Source organism: Stenotrophomonas sp. Bg11-02 (assembly GCF_002836635.1).
GTDB classification, from domain to species: Bacteria; Pseudomonadota; Gammaproteobacteria; order Xanthomonadales; family Xanthomonadaceae; genus Stenotrophomonas; species Stenotrophomonas lacuserhaii.
Genome location: NZ_PJAY01000042.1, coordinates 1 through 18,428 on the forward strand (window position 1 = coordinate 1; position 18,428 = coordinate 18,428).

The 18,428-nt window shown below is 66.0% G+C and carries 10 protein-coding genes; 1 reads left to right on the plus strand and 9 read right to left on the minus strand.

The window, feature by feature from the left end:
• Positions 1 to 81: 81 nt before the first annotated feature.
• On the minus strand, positions 82 to 1,056 hold the full coding sequence (locus tag CXG43_RS02185) for an RluA family pseudouridine synthase (protein WP_101098496.1): 975 nt from the start codon (positions 1,054 to 1,056) through the stop codon (positions 82 to 84).
• 407 nt (positions 1,057 to 1,463) lie between these two features.
• On the opposite strand from CXG43_RS02185, the gene CXG43_RS02190 reads away from it, so the two are divergent.
• Positions 1,464 to 4,922 carry an Rne/Rng family ribonuclease gene (locus tag CXG43_RS02190; protein WP_101098497.1) on the plus strand — a complete coding sequence of 1,153 codons (3,459 nt, stop codon included), beginning with the start codon at positions 1,464 to 1,466 and terminating at the stop codon, positions 4,920 to 4,922.
• A 149-nt stretch (positions 4,923 to 5,071) separates the two neighbouring features.
• Here CXG43_RS02190 and CXG43_RS02195 read toward each other — a convergent pair whose 3' ends face one another.
• From CXG43_RS02195 to CXG43_RS02230, 8 genes are all read right to left on the minus strand, one after another.
• A complete protein-coding gene (locus CXG43_RS02195) occupies positions 5,072 to 6,028 on the minus strand; it encodes an endonuclease/exonuclease/phosphatase family protein (RefSeq protein WP_101098527.1) in 957 nt (318 codons plus the stop codon).
• Positions 6,029 to 6,033: 5 nt separating this feature from the next.
• Entirely contained in the window at positions 6,034 to 9,156 is a 3,123-nt protein-coding gene (locus CXG43_RS02200) for a discoidin domain-containing protein (protein WP_232767556.1), read from the minus strand.
• 41 nt (positions 9,157 to 9,197) lie between these two features.
• Positions 9,198 to 10,034, minus strand: coding sequence for a carbohydrate ABC transporter permease (locus CXG43_RS02205; protein ID WP_042615044.1), 837 nt, complete (start codon positions 10,032 to 10,034; stop codon positions 9,198 to 9,200).
• Complete coding sequence (locus tag CXG43_RS02210; protein WP_057506835.1) at positions 10,031 to 10,912, minus strand: sugar ABC transporter permease; 882 nt, start codon at positions 10,910 to 10,912, stop codon at positions 10,031 to 10,033. The genes CXG43_RS02205 and CXG43_RS02210 overlap by 4 nt, the downstream gene beginning before the upstream one ends.
• On the minus strand, positions 10,909 to 12,279 hold the full coding sequence (locus CXG43_RS02215; RefSeq protein WP_101098499.1) for a sugar ABC transporter substrate-binding protein: 1,371 nt from the start codon (positions 12,277 to 12,279) through the stop codon (positions 10,909 to 10,911). The genes CXG43_RS02210 and CXG43_RS02215 overlap by 4 nt, the downstream gene beginning before the upstream one ends.
• Complete coding sequence (locus CXG43_RS02220; RefSeq protein WP_101098500.1) at positions 12,248 to 13,852, minus strand: glucoamylase family protein; 1,605 nt, start codon at positions 13,850 to 13,852, stop codon at positions 12,248 to 12,250. The genes CXG43_RS02215 and CXG43_RS02220 overlap by 32 nt, the downstream gene beginning before the upstream one ends.
• A 237-nt stretch (positions 13,853 to 14,089) precedes the next feature.
• Positions 14,090 to 17,152 carry a TonB-dependent receptor gene (locus tag CXG43_RS02225; protein ID WP_101098501.1) on the minus strand — a complete coding sequence of 1,021 codons (3,063 nt, stop codon included), beginning with the start codon at positions 17,150 to 17,152 and terminating at the stop codon, positions 14,090 to 14,092.
• Between the two features lie 76 nt (positions 17,153 to 17,228).
• Complete coding sequence (locus tag CXG43_RS02230) at positions 17,229 to 18,293, minus strand: LacI family DNA-binding transcriptional regulator (RefSeq protein WP_042615189.1); 1,065 nt, start codon at positions 18,291 to 18,293, stop codon at positions 17,229 to 17,231.
• Between the last annotated feature and the right edge of the window lie 135 nt (positions 18,294 to 18,428).

Below are 18,428 nucleotides of genomic sequence, written 5' to 3' on the forward strand. Positions count from 1 at the left end.
GTCGGCAGCGTCGGATGGGTATAAGAGACCGGGAGGCAGCTTGCCCCACCCGCCGCGAGGGGCTACGCCGTTCGCTGCTACCTACTTCAGCCGATCCAGGGCCTCGACCAGTTCCTCGGCCAGCGGCGCGTTCAACACGTAAGGGGTCTTGCCCGCGTCCAGCGCGAACTCCAGCGAGGCGGCATGCAGAAACAGCCGCTTCAGCCCGATCTGCTCACGAAAGCGCTTGTTGACGACAGGATCGCCGTATTTGTCGTCACCCGCCACCGGATTGCCCAGATGCTGGGCGTGCACGCGGATCTGGTGGGTGCGCCCGGTTTCGATCCGCACCTCGCAGTAGGAATGGCCACCGCGGCGCTCCAGCACCTTGAAGTGGCTGATCGACGGCTTGCCGATCGCATTCACCTGCACGTGGCGCTCTCCGCCCTGGCGCAGGCCGACGTGCAGCGGCGCGTCCACGGTCATGGTGCCGTCGGGCATGCGCCCGGCCAGCAGGGTCAGGTATTTCTTGCGGATGCCGGCGCCGTGGTCCTCGCGCAGCAGCGCCTGCAGCTCGCTCAGTGCAGAGCGCTTCTTGGCCACGATCAGCAGGCCGGAGGTGTCCCGGTCCAGCCGGTGCACCAGCTCCAGCGTCTTGCCCGGACGCAACGCCCGCAGGGTTTCGATGGCGCCGAAACTGATGCCGCTGCCGCCATGGCTGGCCACGCCGGACGGCTTGTTCAGGGCCAGCAGGCGCTCGTCTTCATACACGATGGCCTGTTCCAGCCGGCGCATGAACGATTCCGGCGGACCGGTCCTGTCGCCTTCCTCGCTGAGATGGACCGGCGGAATCCGGATCACTTCCCCGCCTTCCAGCTTGCGCTCGGCCTTGGCGCGGCCGCCATTGACCCGGACCTGGCCGCTGCGCACCAGCTTGTAGACCAGGCTGCGCGGCGCCCCTTTCAGTTGTCCGAGCAGGAAATTGTCCAGCCGCTGTCCCGCCCGGTCGTCGGGAACGGTGATCATGCGCACGGAAGGCTTGTCGGAGTTGGGGTTTGCGGGGTCTTGAGCAGTCATCAGCCTGTTTATTCTGTTACACTCGGGCGGCGAGATAAGGGATTGATTTCGTTGGAAGTTACTCCGGGCCAGAAGCCTGTCTTCCAACGAATCCGGCACAGTGCGCGACCACCGCCCCCGGGGCGGCCATGTTAGCGGCTCACCGGCGCTCCCGGCCATCGCCGATTGCCTGACACGCAGTCGCGCTGAACATGTCCCGCGTGGCGCTCCAGTTTTGGCTGACAGCTGCCGCCGGTCCCGTAACACCCAAAACCAGATAACAAGAGCGCTCCCGCGGCCTGCCGTGGTGTCGTAGCGCTGGAAACCCGGGCCACCCTCCCCGCGCCTGCGCGAATGGGCGGCCAGCCGTATCCAGAGGCGAAACTCCATGGCGTTCCGCGCGGTAGCCGCTTGCGAGGAACGCAACAATGAAGCGAATGCTGATCAACGCCACGCAGGCCGAAGAACTGCGTGTAGCCATCGTGGATGGCCAGTCGTTGTATGACATCGACATCGAGCAGCCGGCCAAGGAACAGAAGAAGTCCAACATCTACAAGGGCCGGATCTTCCGCATCGAGCCCTCGCTGGAAGCCGCCTTCGTCGAATACGGCGGTGGCCGCCATGGCTTCCTGCCGCTGAAGGAAATCTCCCGCGATTACTTCCAGGCCGGCGTGGACCACAACAAGGCCGGCATCAAGGAGCTCCTGCGCGAAGGCCAGGAAATCGTGGTGCAGATCGACAAGGATGAACGCGGCAACAAGGGCGCTGCCCTGACCACGTTCATCTCGCTGGCCGGCCGCTACATGGTGCTGATGCCGAATTCGCCGAGCGCCGGTGGCGTCTCGCGCCGGATCGAAGGCGAAGACCGCGCCGCCCTGAAGGACGCGCTGGACAAGCTGAACATTCCCGACGAAATGGGCGTGATCATCCGCACCGCCGGCGTCGGCCGCGATGCCGAAGAGCTGCAGTGGGACCTGGATTACCTGCTGAACGTGTGGCGCGCCATCGCCGAAGCGGCGCTGAGCAAGCCCGCCCCGTTCCTGATCTACCAGGAATCCCGGCTGATCGTGCGTGCCCTGCGCGACTACCTGCGCGCGGACATCGGCGAGATCCTGGTCGATACCGAAGAGATGTACCAGCACGCCCGCGAGTTCATGCAGCAGGTGATGCCGCAGACCCTGCGCAAGCTCAAGCACTACACCGATGACATCCCGCTGTTCAACCGCTTCCAGATCGAGTCACAGATCGAAGGCGCCTACGAGCGCAACGTGCGCCTGCCGTCGGGCGGCTCGATCGTGGTCGACCAGACCGAAGCGCTGACCGCCATCGACGTGAACTCCTCGCGCGCCACCAAGGGCAGCGACATCGAGGACACCGCGTTCCAGACCAACCTGGAAGCGGCAGAAGAAGCGGCCCGCCAGCTGCGCCTGCGCGACCTCGGCGGCCTGGTGGTGATCGATTTCATCGACATGTCCTCCAACAAGCACCAGCGTGAGGTCGAGAACCGCCTCGCCCAGGCGCTGAAGTACGACCGCGCCCGCGTACAGGTCGGCCGCATCTCGCGCTTCGGCCTGCTGGAAATGAGCCGCCAGCGCCTGCGTCCGAGCCTGGGCGAATCCAGCCAGCTGGTCTGCCCGCACTGCGACGGCCACGGCCGCATGCGCAGCGTGGAATCGCTGTCGCTCTCGATCATCCGCGTCGCCGAAGAGCATGCGATGAAGGAAAACACCGGGCAGGTGCTGGTCCAGGCCCCGGTCGAGATCGCCAACTACCTGCTCAACGAAAAGCGCAGCGCCCTGCGCGAGATCGAAGCGCGCCACGAAGCCCCGATCGTGATCGTGGCCGACGAGCAGCTGCACACCCCGCATTACACCGTGACCCGCCTGCGCGAAAACGAGCTGGGCGAGGAAAGTGGCAAGCCGAGCTACCAGCGCGGCACCCCGCGCAAGCTGCCGGTGCATGCCCTGACCAAGGGCCAGCTGAACATCCCGCCGCCGGCCGTGACCCAGGTCCAGCACAACTCGCCAGCGCCGATCCGCGAAGAAGCCGCGCCGCAGCCGGCTCCGGTCCCGGTGGCCGCTCCGGTCGCCGCTCCGGCTGCCACCGGCGGCGTGGTCGGTTGGTTCAAGCGCATCTTCGGTGGTGAACCGGCAGCTGCACCGGCACCGGCACCGGCCGCGCGTGCCAGCGGCGGTGAGAATGGCCGCAAGGACCGCAACGGCAAGGATCGCACCGGCAAGGACCGCAAGGACCGCCGTGACGACAGCCGCAGCGCCGGCAACGGCGCCCCGCAGGCACAGGGCCAGGGCCGCAAGGAACGCGGTGAGCGCGGTGAGCGCCGCCAGGGCAATGCACAGGGCGGCAACGCACAGGTCGCTGCCACCGCCAACGCACAGGCCGGCAACGGCAATGGCCAGCAGCAGCCGAAGCAGCGTCAGGAACAGGCCCAGCAGGGTGGCAAGCAGCGCAATGAGCGCGGCGAGCGCGCCGAGCAGGCCCAGGGACAGGCGCCGGCACAGGGCCAGCAGCAGCCGAAGGTGAAGCAGCCGCGCCAGCCGCGTGTGCAGGATGGCGACAAGCCGCAGCGCGACGGCAGTGACATTGCCGCCGCGGCAACCGTCACGGCGATCACGCCGATGGGCCTGGACGCTGCCGAAGCCGCATCGCGCCTGGCCAACCAGCAGCTGCGTGGCGAAGAGGTCGACAGCCACACCACGACCGCGGCATCCCCGGCAACACCGCAGGCCACCGAGGCAGCACCGGCCACGGCACGCATGCCGGTTGTCGACACCGACGTCGAAGAAACCAGCGCGGTCAATGTTGAAGGCACCGAAGGCACCGAAACGCCGGCCACGGATGACGGCAGCAGTGAAGGCGGCTCGCGTCGTCGACGTGGTCGCCGTGGCGGTCGTCGTCGTCGTCGTGGCAATGCAGAAGGCACCGCATCGGATTCGCTGGGTCATGACGATTCCGACGAAGACGACAACGACGCCGAAGAGCAGGACGCGACCGCGGTTTCGGCTCCCTCTGAAGTGGGTGACACCGAAAAGCGCCAGCCGGCCTCGAGCCGTCCGCAGCCGGAGTTCGACTTCGACGACGAAGGCGATGCCCCGGCTCCGATCGAGCGCGAGAAGCGTGCAGCCGCAGTGCTGGCGACCGCCGCCATCGTGCCGGCCGCGGCCAGCGCAGTGACTGCCGCGCGGGCTCCAGTGGTTGAAGCACCGAAGGTGGAAGCGCCCAAGGTGGAAGCACCGAAGGTCGAGGCGCCGAAGATTGAAGCAGCGCCCGCATTCGTGGCATCGCCCCGGGTCGACACCCCCGCCGAAGCCGTCGCCGATGTGGAAGCGGTGAAGCCGGCCGTCAGCGCCGACGTTGCCCGCCCGCAGCACGACGCCGCCACTCCGGTGCAGGCAGACGTGCCGAAGGCCGAAGCGCCGGTCGCGGCAGCCCCGGTCGCAGCGGTCGAGCAGGCACCGTCCTGGCAGCCCGTGCCGCCGGCAGCGCCCAAGGTGGAGGCCGTCCCGGCCGAAGCCGAAGCGCCGAAGCCGGCCCCGGTGGCGGCTCCGTCTGCCCCGGTGCAGACCAGCATGCTGGACGCCATCGAACCTGCTGCGCCGCAGGCCCCGGCCGCCACCGCGGCGGCGGGTGAGCCGGTCGTGGCTCCGGTTGCCGCTCCGTTGCCGGCTGCGGTTGCCGCACCGGCAGTGGTGGAGGCGGTGGAAGCCGCCGAGCCGGCGATCCTGGCCGGCGGCACTGATGCCGCCGCCCAGGCCGCCGTCGTGGCCCAGCCGGAACCGGCCGCCGCATCGAAGGCCACCGAAACGGTGACCAGCGAGACGGATGCCGAGGAAAACAAGGCCAAGCCGGGCAACCTGCCGCAGGGCTGATCCGCTGCGGTGGTGAAAACGAAACAGCGGCCTTCGGGCCGCTGTTTTTTTGTACCTGATGGCTGAGCCGTACTCGGCGAGTGCAACGGCTAGGGCGTGACGACCAACGGTCGTCACCCACCAGGGCACAGGCTGACGGCCGGCGGCCGTCAGTGCCCGGCGGCGGCGCCTTGGCGCTGCTCCGCCGCCGTATCCGGCGCGAACTGCAGGCGCGTCCATACACCATAATGGTCCGACGCCCAGCGGCCGCCCGCGTCGGGCTGGTCGAACAGGATCTTCGCCTCACGCGCCAGCAGCTGGTCCTGCTGGAAGAAGATATGGTCGATGCGCGACGGCGCCTGGAAATAATGACGGTTGAGGGTGCTGACGCCACTCAGGTCATTGTTGACGTGCACGCTGCCGTAGCTGTCACCGTAATGACTGCGCAGCTCGCTCAGATCCCCTGCATCGACCATCGCGTTGAAGTCGCCGGCGATCACCACCGGCGCGCCGGCCGAGGTGCTGCTGATGAAGCGCAGCAGGTCCTCCACCTGCGCCCGCCGGGTCTGGACGCCCTGCTCATCGGAACGCTCGTTGAGGTGGGTGGCGTAGACATTGATCGGCCTCCCATCCACTTCGATGCGCAGGTGGCCCACGGTGCGGTAGTCGCCCAGCGGCTGCAGCAGATGCTGGCCGCGAGCGAGGACCGGCCGGCGGGTCAGCAGCGCATTGCCATAGCGTTTGCTCGCCCCGGCCGGATCGGTCGAAACGAACAGGTACGAATAGCCCAGCCGGTTCGCCAGCCACTCGGCCTGGTTGCGCACGTTGCGCTTCTGGATCACTTCCTGCAGGGCGATCGCATCCGGCTGCAGCCGCTGCAGTTCGGCCAGGATGGTCTTGCGCCGCTCCGGCCAGTCCTCGCGATCATGGTGCAGGTTGAAGGTCACCATGCTCATGTCCGCTTCGCGCGTCATCCCCGGCGAAGCGCCGGTCGTTGCCGCGAACGCTGCACCCGACCGCAGATCCGCCGCCATTCCCCCACCGGGCAACAGCAATGCCGCACTCACGGCACAGCCAAGCACCATCCGCACGACACCACGCGCGCACTTCCCGCCCCTCACCCGCATGCTGCTCACCCCTTGCGTTCGGCCCGGCGCACGGCGGCCGGGACCTCGATCTCGATCTTCGCCGGTACCTGGTGCACGTGCAGTTCACCGCCAATCCATTCCACCGGCTCGCCATTGATCGTGGTCGCGCCGGGCTCGCCCGGATACGGCCAAGGCAGCACCAGGCCGCCGGCCGGTGGCAGTACGCCGGCTGCGACCTCCAGCACCAGTTGCTTGTCGCTGCGCTGCAGCCGGTAATCCAGCTGGCCCTGCGGCGTGCGCAGGCCCTTCACCGCGACGCCCCGCCCCTCGAACCAACGCACCGGCACGCCGGCGGCCAGCACCAGCGACTGGTCCACGTCGCGGTTGTAGGCAAACATGTCCAGCGCCGAGCGCACGAAATCCGACGCCACCCAGGCATGCGGCAGGTCGCCGACGAAGAACGGCTTGCGCGGCGTGCGCGACACCACTTCGGCCCACTGGTTCCAGGCCTGCGGCGAGCGGTCCTTGAAGAAGAATTCGGTCGCCTGCCAGGCGCGGTCACGCCAGCCCAGGCGCACGAACGCAGCGACGTTGCGCCATTCGTAGGGGGTGTAATCCTTCCACTCGCGCTTGCCGTCGCGGCGTGCCACGAACTCGGTCCAGTAACGCTGGAAGGTGTTGTCCAGTTGCGGTTGCGGCAGCCGCCCCTGCTCACCGCCCGGCGCCAGCGCGATGGTCGTGGAGGTCGCATCGAAGTCGCCCAGCTCCGCCGACCCCGGCAGGAAGTCGATGTGGTGCTGATCCATCGCCGCATACAGCGATGCCTGCAGATCGGCGCGGAACTCATCGCGCGCGCCGGTGATCGCCAGCACTTCCATCTTCTGCAGGCGCTCGGCGATGATCCCGGCGTCCTTGTAACCCCGCAGCGCCCAGAAGTTGTCCCAGTACGAATGCATCGGCTTGGCCGAGTAGCCTTCGTGGCTGATCGAGGCCGGCATCATCCCGTAGAAGGCCGGGTTGCGCGCGCGGTTCTCTTCGGTGCGCTCGCTGGCGCGCAGGCGCTCCATGTAGTGGAAGGCGCCGACCACATGCGGCCACATCGCCTCCAGGAAGGCGTCGTCACCGGTGTAGCGCCAGTATTCGGCGATGTTGTAGATCAGCTCGCCGTGGCTGTCGTTCTCCGGGACCGGGTCACTGCCGCGGTCATCCACGCAGCAGGGCACCTTGCCGTTGTCGAACTGGAACGGGGCATACCACTGCACGTAGTCGCGCACCGCATCGCTGCGGCCCATGCGCAGCAGGCCTTCGGAAATCATCGCGCCATCGCGGATCCAGCTGCGCCCGTAGGAGCGCGTGCCGGGCTGCAGGCGTGGGCCCACGCGGGAAATCAGCATGTGCGCGAGCGCCGTGCGCAGCGTGTCGGCAAGCGGCTGGCCTTCGCGCGGCAGCTGCAGCTGCAGGCCGTCCAGCTTCTGCCGCCACATCGCCGCGACCTGCGCCTGCGCCTTGCCGGCATCGAAACCGCGCGGGTTGAAACTGCCCATCTGCGGCAGCACCAGCGCCACTTCGCGGCTCTGCCCCGGTTCCAGCTTGAACGTATACAGCAGCGCACCGGAGACCATGCCGGTGGGATCCTTCACCGAGGTGGTGGTCGGCAGCGCGCCGCCAGCCAGGTGCATCACCTCCAGCTTGCCGTCGAAGGCGGTGGCAAAGCGCGCGTCCGGCGCCTGCACCGGATACAGCCGCGGTTCGCCATTGACCTTCACCAGCCCTTCTTCCATGTCCAGGCTGTCGATGCGGCTGAAGCCCCCGATGGTATTGAGGAACTGGGTCGGCGGATTGACCTGCCACGGGCGGATCGCCAGCGCCAGGGTGTACTCGTGGGCGACCTTGTCCGGATTCTTCAGTGAGTAACGGGCCACCAGCTGGGATTTTTCCGGGGTGCCCTGCACGAATCCGGTCACCGACAGCGACGCCTTGTCGTGCTGCCAGTCCACGCTGGCGATCGGCAGGTAACTGTCCTGCAGCGACTGGATCGGGCTGACATCGGCCCAGCTGACCAGCTTTCCGTCCAGCTTCAGGAACGGCTCCACGCTGAAGCTGCCACGCGCCATTTCCAGCGCGCCGTCTTCGCTGATCAGCGCCTGCTCGCGGCCGCCATCCAGGCCCAGCAGGGTCCAGCTCGGCTGCTCGCCTACGTACGCACGCGGCAACGAACCGCGCGGCAGGTCGGCCGCCACCGAAGAAAGAAACGCATTCGGGGTGGCGGCGAACGCCAGCGGCTTCAGCGCGATATCGCGGATGCCATAGCGCCAGTTGGGGCCACCCTGCAGGTCGAAGCGCAGGTAGCGCGCATCGGTCTCCGGCAGCGCCAGCCAGTCACGGCCGCCACTGCCGGCAGTGACCTCGCGCACGGTGCGCCAGTCGCGCCCATCCTGCGAGGCGCGCACGGTGTAACGCGTGGCCTCCAGGCCGGGCAGCCAGTCGATCACCGCCCCACCCACTTCACGCGGTTTGCCCAGGTCCAGGCTGATGGTCTGTTGCTTGACCCCGCCGCTGACCCAGAACGTATCGGCCTTGCCGTCGATCATGCGGTCCTGCAGCGCGGTGGCCGTGTCGGCCAGCACGTCCGGCTGCAGCGGCGAATCATCCTGCGCGGGCAGGCCCTGCAGGGTCAGCTTGTCGAAGCAGACCGTGCCGCGCCCGCCAACCTTGCTGTATATCGTGAACTCCATCGACGCGCTGCGCTTGAGTTCCTTCTCCGGCGACGGGCCCCAGGCCTTGTCGATGTGGCGCTTGCGGAACTCCACCGGCGTCCAGGCCTTGGGGAAGGCGTAGCCGGGGCGGTTGACCCACCACACGTTGTCGCCGCTGGCATCGATCAACTTGAACTGCAGGTCGTTGGACGGCGAGTCGCCGCGCAACTGGAACCCAAAGCGGTAGTTGGCCGGGTAGTCGATGCTCAGCGCGCGACGCACGCCGACATAGCCGGATACCTCGTGGAAGTCGTAATCCAGGCACATCGCGCGGCCGCCGCCGGCACCGGCGACGTTGCGCAGCGAGCCGCTGACCTGGTCGGACAGCACCAGTGTCCACTGGCCCATGTCGTCGAAATCATCGATGACCTTCGGTGCAGGTGCGGCAGGAGGCGGGGCAGCAACTGCCACGCAGGACCACAACAACGCCAGGCCAGCGATGATTTTCCGGTTCACCCTTTGACACTCCCCAACATGAGACCTTGAATGTAATAGCGCTGCAGCAGCAGGAACAACGCCAGCACCGGGATCACCGTGACCACCGCGCCGGCCATCATCATCTCAACGTCCATGATGTGTTCGCGTGACAGCGTGGCAAGCGCCACCGGCAGGGTGTAGTGCTCCTGGTCGGTCAGCACGATCAACGGCCACATGAAGTCGTTCCACGCGCCCATGAAGGTGAAGATGGACAGGGTGACCAGCACCGGCTTGAGCATCGGCAGCACGATCTGGAAGAAGATCCGCATCTCCCCTGCCCCGTCCATGCGCGCCGCTTCCAGCAGTTCGTCCGGGATGGAGCGCGCGTACTGGCGCACCAGGAAGATGCCGAACACGGTGGCCAGCGCCGGCACGATCACCCCGCCGAAGCTGTTGACCAGGCCCAGCTGCTTCATCAGCAGGAACAGCGGCAGCATCGCCACCTGCGCCGGGATCACCAGCGCGGCCATCAGCACCTGGAACAGGCGGTCACGGCCAACGAAGCGCAGCTTGGCGAAGGCATAGCCGGCCATCGTGTTGAGCAGCAGCGACCCCAGCGTGATCGCCACCGACACCAGCAGGCTGTTGGCGAAGTTGACGCCCATGCCGGTCCGCGCGAACAGCTCGTGGTAGTTGGCGAAGGTGACGTGCGAGGGCGTCAGTGGCGGCGGGAACGTGGTCGCCTCGCCGGCCGGCATCACCGACACCGACACCATCCACAACAGCGGCGCCAGGCTGACCAGCGCCAGCACCAGCAATCCACCGTTGATCCACCACCCGTGCCAGCGTGACTGGCCGATTTCGCGACTCATACCATCTGCCTTTTGCGCCCGAAGCGCAGCATCACCGAGGTCACCGCCAGGATGATCAGGAACAACAGGAACGCCACCGCCGATGCCCGGCCGAGGTTCCACCACTTGAAGCCTTCTTCGAACATGAAGTACAGCACGCTCACGGTGCTCTGCAGCGGGTCGCCGCGGGTCATCACGTAGGGTTCGGCGAACAGCTGGAAATAGCCGGACACGGTGATCACCCCGACCACCAGCAGCACCGGGCCGAGCATCGGCAGGGTGATGTGCAGGAACTGCTTCCAGCGCGATGCGCCATCGATGCGCGCGGCCTCGTACAGGTCATGCGGGATCGCCTGCAGGCCAGCCAGGAAGATCACCATGTTGTAGCCGAAGTTCTTCCACACCGCGAACAGCATGATCGTCGGCATGGCCCAGTCCGGATCGCCCAGCCAGTCGATCGGGCTGATGCCGATGTGCCCCAGCCCGTAGTTCACCAGGCCATAGCTGGTGTGGAACAGGTAGCGCCAGATCACCGCCACCGCCACCAGCGTGGTCACCACCGGGGCGAACAGCGCGGTACGGAACAGGGCCTTGAAGCGGGCCGCCGGCGCGTTGAGCAGGATCGCCGCACCCAGCGACACCGCGATGGACAGCGGCACCCCGATCACCACGAAGTAGGTGGTGTTCCACAGCGACTTCCAGAACATCGGGGTCTGCAGCAGGTCGATGTAGTTGCCCAGTCCGACGAAGCGCAGGTTGGCGCCGTCGGCCAGCGAGTACAGGTCGAAGTCGGTCACGCTGAGCGCCAGCGCCGAGGCTACCGGCAGGCCGAAGAACACGCCCAGCACGATCACCGCCGGGGCAGCGAAGATCCAGCCGGCAAGCGAAGAACGGTTCATGGCTGGCCTCCCGTGGCCGCAGGCGCAGCATCGCCCGGTTGTCCGGTGGCCTGCTCATGCATCCAGCGACGCTTGGCCAGCACCTTGTCCACGCGGTCGTCCAGCTCGGTCACGGCTGCATCCTGCGCCTGCCCACCACGCACCACCTTTTCGGTGACGATGCGCATTTCCTGCACGATGCGCTCCCATTCCAGTACCTTCGGGGTCGGCTTGACGCGCTCGAGCTGGTCACGGAACGCAGCCGCCAGCGGATCATCCGCCAGCGACGGGGCCTGCCAGGTGCTGCGACGCGGCGGCAGGTCGCCGATGATGGAATGGAAGCGTTGCTGGATTTCCGGGCGCGACAGGAACTCGATCAGCTTCCACGACGCTTCCTTCTGCTGCGCCTTGCGGAAGATCACCAGGCTGGTGCCACCGGCGATGCCGGCACCGGGGCCATCCGGCCCGGGCAGTGCGGCGGTGCCCCACTTGCCGGCCAGTTCCTTCGGCTCCAGCTTCTTGAACTCGCGGATGTTCCAGGGGCCGGAAATGTAGAACACATTGAAGCCCCGGAAGAACTCATCCCAGACGTTGGAGATCTGGGTTTCTGACATCTTCGGCGCCCAGCCCTTCTCGAACATGTTGGCGTAGAAACCCAGCGTCCTGCGGAAACCGGGGCTGCGGAAATTGCCGCGGGTATCGTCATCGCGCAGCAGCGGGTCCGGCTGCTGCAGGGCAAAGGACAGCTGCTGCTCGAACTCGTTGATCGGCATCAGCACCGCATAGCGGTTCGGGCCCTGCATCTTCTTGATGTCGGCCATCTGCTGTTCGAACTCGGCCCAGGTGCGCGGCGGCGCATCGTGCCCGGCCTGCGCCAGCAGGTCCTTGCGGTAATACAGCAGGCGGGTATCGACGTACCACGGCACGCCGACCACTTCACCGTGGATCACGTTGGTGTCCCAGATGCCCGGGAAATAATCGGCAGGCTCGACCACCGTGGAACGGTCGATGTACGGCTGCAGCGGCTCCAGCGTATCGAGCTCGGCGAACTCCGGGATCCACGTATTACCAAGCTGGCAGACATCGGGCAGCCCGTCTGCGGCGAACGCGGTCAGCAGCTTTTCGTGCGCGGCCGTCCACGGGATGTTCTGCACGTCCACGCGGATGCCGGGATTCTCGGCCTCGAACTCATGGATCAGCTCGGCCACCACTTCGGCCTCGCGTCCCATCGCCCAGAAGCGCACCGTGGTGCCCTCTTCCTTGCGCGCGCAGCCCGCCAGCACCAGGCCGGCCACCAGCGCGGCGACCCAGCGCAGGCGACGGCCCGGGGACTTCTTCTTCGTTGCCAGCGCAGGCTTACTTGCCCGGGTTGTTGTTGCGCGATGCATTCTTCTGTTCCTGTGCCGCGGCGGCGCGTGATTCTGCAATGCCGACCGCGCGTGCGTCGGCGGCCTTCTCGTCTTTTTCCAGCTGCAGCGGCTGCTGCTCGCCTTCCGGGGTCAGCCAGCCGCCACTGAAACCAGCGCGCTCCAGCCCCTTGCGGATGTGTGGGTTCTTCTTCATCACCTCCCACACGAAATCATTACGGTAGTTGGCGATCATGGTCAGGATCGGGCCCTGGTCGATGCCGATGTAGTCACTCGCTACCCAGCCGCGATCAGGCACCATGCGCCCGGTCTTGATCGGGATGTCGTAGTTGAAACTCGGGTTGAACGAATCCAGGAAGCCGTAGCTGGAATAGATGTAATCACCGAAGCGCTTGTGCATTTCCTGGGTCGCCGGGATCACTTCTTCCGGGGCGAACACGATGGAGGAAATGGCCGCGGTCGGGGCGATGGTGCCGTCGTCGAAATTCTCGCGCAGGCCGGCGCCGCGCGAAGAGTAATGGCGGAACTGGCGCTGCTCGCCACGGTATTCCTGGGTGGTGTTCTGCGGACCGTCACTGGCGGTCAGGCCCCAGACGTTCTGGCCGTATTCCTTCCATTCCATCGGGTTGCTGATCGCGTACTCGCGCTGGGCCAACGCAGCCGAACGGCTGTTGAGGAAATACGTGCTGCCGCGTTCGCGCATGTAGGCGTCCTGGATATCGCGGAAGTCGATCCAGACATGGCTGTACTGATGGCCGAACAGCGGGCCGAAGGACAGGTATTCCTGGCCCTGGTAGACACCCCAGTCGTTGTCGTAGGTACGCGTCCACACCGTCCACGCATCCGGGCTGACCGGATGGGTCGGCGAACCGAGCGCCAGGATGTAGACGATCATCGCCTCGTTGTAGCCCATCCAGTCGTGTTCGATGGTGCCGCTTTCCGGGAACCAGCCCATCGAGATCAGCGGCGAACGCTCCTGCAGCCACGGCCAGTCAACGCGCTTGTACAGCGTCTCGGCGATGTCCCGGATTTCCTTCTCGCGCGAATCGCCGCCGTCGTAGTACGACTGCGCGAACAGCACGCCCATCATCAGCAGCGCGGTATCCACCGAAGACAGTTCCACCCAGCTGTCGTAGCGGTGGCCTTGCTGCATGTCCAGGAAGTGGTAATAGAAGCCCTTGTAACCGCCCTTGCCGGTGCGCTGCGGGCCCATCGGCACATCGCGCAGGAAACGCAGCGTGGTCAGGGTGCGGTCCACCGCCTGGTTGCGGCTGACCCAGCCGTTCTCGATGCCGATCGGATAAGCGGTCAGCGCGAAACCGACCGAGGCGATGCTGGCGAACGGCCGCGAGGGATAGCGGTCCGGGGTCAGTCCGTTGATCTCATTGCTGGTGTCCCAGAAAAACTGGAAGGTGCGGCGTTCGATGTCATCGAACAGCGGCGGCAGCTCCGGCTTCATCGGACGCGGTGGCAGGTCGGCCTCGACCAGGATCACCTGCGGGGCCGGTTTGGCCGGCTCGGGCGCGGCCTGCGGCTTGCAGCCGGCGGCGGCCAAGGTGATCGCGGCGATGGTCAACAGGTGGCTAACCCGCATCGGCCCCTTCCTTTTGTGCTGTTCAAGAATGGAGAGCATAACGTCCAATGACCTGAAATCGTTTACAAACGCGTCTCGAAAAAAAACCACCGTAGTGGTTCGACGCCGACGGTCATTGCCCAGCCCACTGCCCCCTCCAGGGCAGTGGGCTGGGCAATGGACGGGTCCGAAGACCCGCCATTGCTTCCCACGGTACCGCCCGGAGGCGGTACCGCGTCGTGCATCAGGCGCTCCGGATCAGAACCGGAAGCCGACCTCCGCCTTCACCTGGCGCGGCGTACCGATGATTTCGCCGGTCTCGTTGTAGCTGGCCAGCAGCTTGCCATCGGGCTTGGTGTAGTTGTAGGTGGAGAAGTTGTCGAAGTTGAACACGTTGATGATGTCGATGCGAGCGTACAGCTCGGTGTCGTGCGCCATCTTGAACGTCTTCGTCGCCTGCAGATCGACCGAACGGTAGCCGAAGATCTTGCCACCCAGCAGGAACTTGCCGTTGCCATTGGGCACCGCGGCTCCCGGCGTCGGCAGGTTGTAACCGCTGGCCTGCAGCACGTTGTACCAGTCGTTCACCGCGGTCGGCGTGGCCAGGGTGACCTTGCCGCCGAAGGTGATGCCCCAGAAGCCCGCATACGAACCGGTGACCACCAGGCGGTGGCGCGGTGCGCCGTTGGAGCGGATGGTCGGGTAATCCTCGATCAGGCCGCGGTCGAAGGCGTACTTCTCGTTGATGTCGCGGTTGTGGCGCGCGGTGGTCCAGGTGTAGGCGACCGAGGTGCCCCAGCCGCTTTCCTTGGTGAACGGCTTCTGCGCCGACAGCAGGACCTGGGTCGCACGGGTCTTGATGCCCTGCTGGCCGATGATCAGGCTGCCGAAGCCCGGCACGTTGCAGCTCCAGGCCTGGCTCAGGCCCGGGTCGGTGCCACCGCACAGGCGCGGGTCATCGAAGAACTGGCCGGTCGGGTAGCGGTTGCCCAGGGTGAAGGCGAAGCCGTCATAGCTCAGGGTGCGGGCGATGGTGGCATCGGTCAGCCATTCACCGACCTGGTTGCTCATGCCCAGGCTGAACTGATCGGAGTACGGCGCCTTGAGGTTGTTGTTCAGCAGGTCCACTTCCAGACCGGCATTGCTGGTCGAACCGACCAGCGTCTGCAGGTTGCCGATGCCATTGAGCAGGTTCGGGTTCCAGTCATAGCAGGCGGCCTGGCCGTTGATGCAGCTGCCGGTGGCCGGGTTGCGGAAGTAGATGGTCGGCTGCGGCAGGGCCAGCTTGGTGGTTTCCAGCTGCAGGTTGTCGAACAGGTCGCGATCGTAGGAACGGCCCGCACCACCGTGGATAACGTGCTGCTCGTCGGCGTTGATGTCATACGAGAAGCCCAGGCGCGGCTGCCAGGCATCCTTGAACGCCTTGCGGTTCTTGCCGGTGCTGATGTAATCGCTGATGTCCAGCCCGCCCAGCGCCAGCGAATCGGCGTAGGTCTGGCCGGCGGCAGCGCGCGGGTCCTGCGAATAGATCGCGTCGACCACTTCCCGCGGCGTCACGAAGTCCAGGTAGGACGGGGTCTTTTCGTAGTCCCAACGCAGGCCGAGGTTGAGCTGCAGGTGGTCGTTGACCTGCCAGTCGTCCTGGATGAACAGGCCGATCTGCTTGGACTTGGAGCGCACTTCGCCGGACACGCCCGACACGCCGGTCACCGGCTTGACGAACTGCGCCTTGTACGGAATGGAATCGGGGAAGTCCGCATCGCCCAGGCTGTAGGTGAAGGTCGGGTTGATCTGCGCCGCATCGGATGCGTACAGGTCGATTTCCTTGTACTTCACGCCCATCTTGACGGTGTGGTCGCCGGCCCACTGCAGGCCGTCCAGCGTCAGGTTGTCTTCGATCGACCAGCCCTTCTGGCCCTTCACCTGCGAATCCAGTGCCGAGGCGCCACCGACCTTCACCACGGTGCGGTCTTCGGTGCCGTCCGGTGCGGTGTAGGTGATGCCATTGGCCAGGGTCAGCGGGGTCGGGTTGTTGAACGAATCTTCGTGGGTGAGCAGCACTTCGTTGTAGTAACGCTCGCCGCTGTGGTTCCAGCGCAGGGCGTAACGACGGTCGGTGTTGACCACTTCACGGCCCGCTTCCGGTGCGGTCTGGCCGCTGAACTGCTGCTGGGTCTCGTCGCGGTCCTGGAAGGTCAGCTCGATGCGATCGTTGTCGGTCGGCTCGAAGTCGATCTTGGCGAAGATCAGGTCCTGCTCGAACGGCTGGCTGGCCGGGCCGAGGCCGGCGGCGGCATCGGCCGGCAGCAGGCTGGCCGCACCGCCGACCGCGCCGTCGGGTGCGATGGTGACCGGCAGGTCGAAGCGCTTGGCTTCGTAGGTCACGAAGAAGTGTGCCTTGTCCTGGATGATCGGACCGCCGAGCGCGAAGCCGTATTCCTTCTCGGCCGAGGCCATCTTGTCCTGGCCGGCCTGGCGCTCCGCCGGGGTCTTGGCACGCATGTCCTCGTTGGTGTAACGGTAGAAGGTTTCACCCTTGAACTCGTTGGTACCGGACTTGGTCGCCGCGGTCACCGCAGCGCTGGAGACCTGGCCGTACTCGGCCTTGTAGTTGCCGCTGATGACCTTGTATTCGCCGATCGCCAGCTGCGGGAACGGGTTGCCGGCGCTGCCGGACTGGCCGGCCACGCCGCCGCCCTTGACGTAGCTCTTCTGGCCCACGCCGTCGATGTACACGTTGGTGCCGTCGGCGTTGGTCGCACCGCCGCGCAGCGAGGTGTTGCCCTTTGCGTCACGGGTGAAGATCAGGCCCGGCACGGCATCGGCGAACTCCAGGAAGTTGCGCGACACCTGCGGCGTGGTCTGGATCTGCTGCAGGCTGACGGTCTTGCCAACTTCCGACGTACGCACTTCCTGCAGCAGGGTCGGGGCGATGACAGTGACGGTGTCCAGGTTCTTGGCATCGCCGGCAGCGGCCGGGGCGGCGGCTTCACCGGAGAAGTTCAGCGTGGCGGCCGAAGCCACGGTCACGGTGACCTTCTGGGTCTGGCCATTGGCCACCACGTTGTAGGTGCCCGGGTCGAGGCCCTGCAACGAATAGCTGCCATCGGCGCGCACGGTGGAACGTCGCACCGAACCGGTGGCGACGTTGGTGGCGACCACTTCGCTGCCGGCCTGGGCCGAAGCGACGTTGCCGCGCAGGCTCGCGTTGGCCGACTGGGCCATCACGTCCGGTGCTGCAGCGATGGCCAGGCAGCTGACCAGGGCGCACGTCAACAGACGGCGAGCCGGCATCCGACGATGGTGATTGAACTGCGTCATGAAAATCTCCGGGGGTGGTGGCGACCGCGATGGCCGCCCCTTTCATGTCAAACAAAAAATGGAATCGCCTCTGGCTTCAACGGCCGGATGGCGTGTGGGTTTGGGTCCTGCGGGCAACACTCTTACTTGAATCACGCACGATCAGCTTCGGCACAAGCGTCTGCTTGTCACCCGCGCCTTCCGTGCTTTTTGAATCCATCAACTGCATCAGGCGCGTCATCGCCATGTCACCGAGTTCGGCGATACTCACCTGCATCGTCGTCAACGACGGGTGAACGAAACGGGCCAGCGGAATGTCATCGAAACCGGCCAGGGCCACGTCATCGGGAACCTTCAGTCCGGCCTGGGCAAACGCATACAGACAGCCCAGCGCCATCATGTCGTTGGCCGCGAATACCGCATCGGGCAGCGTTCCGGCTGCCAGCAACTCCTGACCGGCACGATGGCCGGAAGCTTCGTCGAAATCGCCGGGCAGCTCGATGCCCTGCGCATCACTGCCAAAGGCAGCCAGCGCATCGCGGAAGCCCCGCAGGCGTTCGCGCGCATCGTAGTTGGAGTCCGGGCCTGAAATGAAGGCAATGCGGCGGTGGCCAACGTCGAGAAGGTGGCGGGTCATCGCCACCGCGCCGGCGTGGTCATCGATGCTCAACACAGGATGGTCCTGGTCGGGCAGATAGGTATTGATCAGTACCGTGGGCAGCGACTGCGGCAGGTTGTCGGTCAGGAAACCCGGGCTTTCCGCATACGGGGACAGCACCAGCAGGCCGTCGACGCGGCCGCGCATGGCACGCAGGGCAGCGCCCTGCTGCTCCTGGTCGCCGTGGTAACTGGACACCAGCAGGTGCTGGCGGCGGATGCGGGCGATCTGGTCGATGCCGCGCATCAGTTCGGAGAAGAACTCTCCATACAGATCAGGCAGCACCACCCCGACGGTATTGGTGCGCCGGCTGCTCAGGCTGCGGGCGGCCGCGTGCGGGGTGTAGCGCAGGCGCGCAGCCACCTCCAGCACCAGTTGGCGAACCGGCTCGGCGACATTTTCGTGTCCATTGAGCGCGCGCGAAACCGTGGCCACGGAGACCTTGGCTTCCCGCGCAACATCCTTGATGGTGATCGCTGCCTTGTTCACAAAGTCGCCCTCCACGACTCCAGCCTTACGGCTTGGCGCGGAATGTAAGCGTTTCCAATGTCCGATGTAAACACTTCGTTAGTCCTATAGGTCGTGGGGCGTCCGCCCGCTGTCCGTGGCGGGACGTCCCCGGGACGTCACAGGACAGGA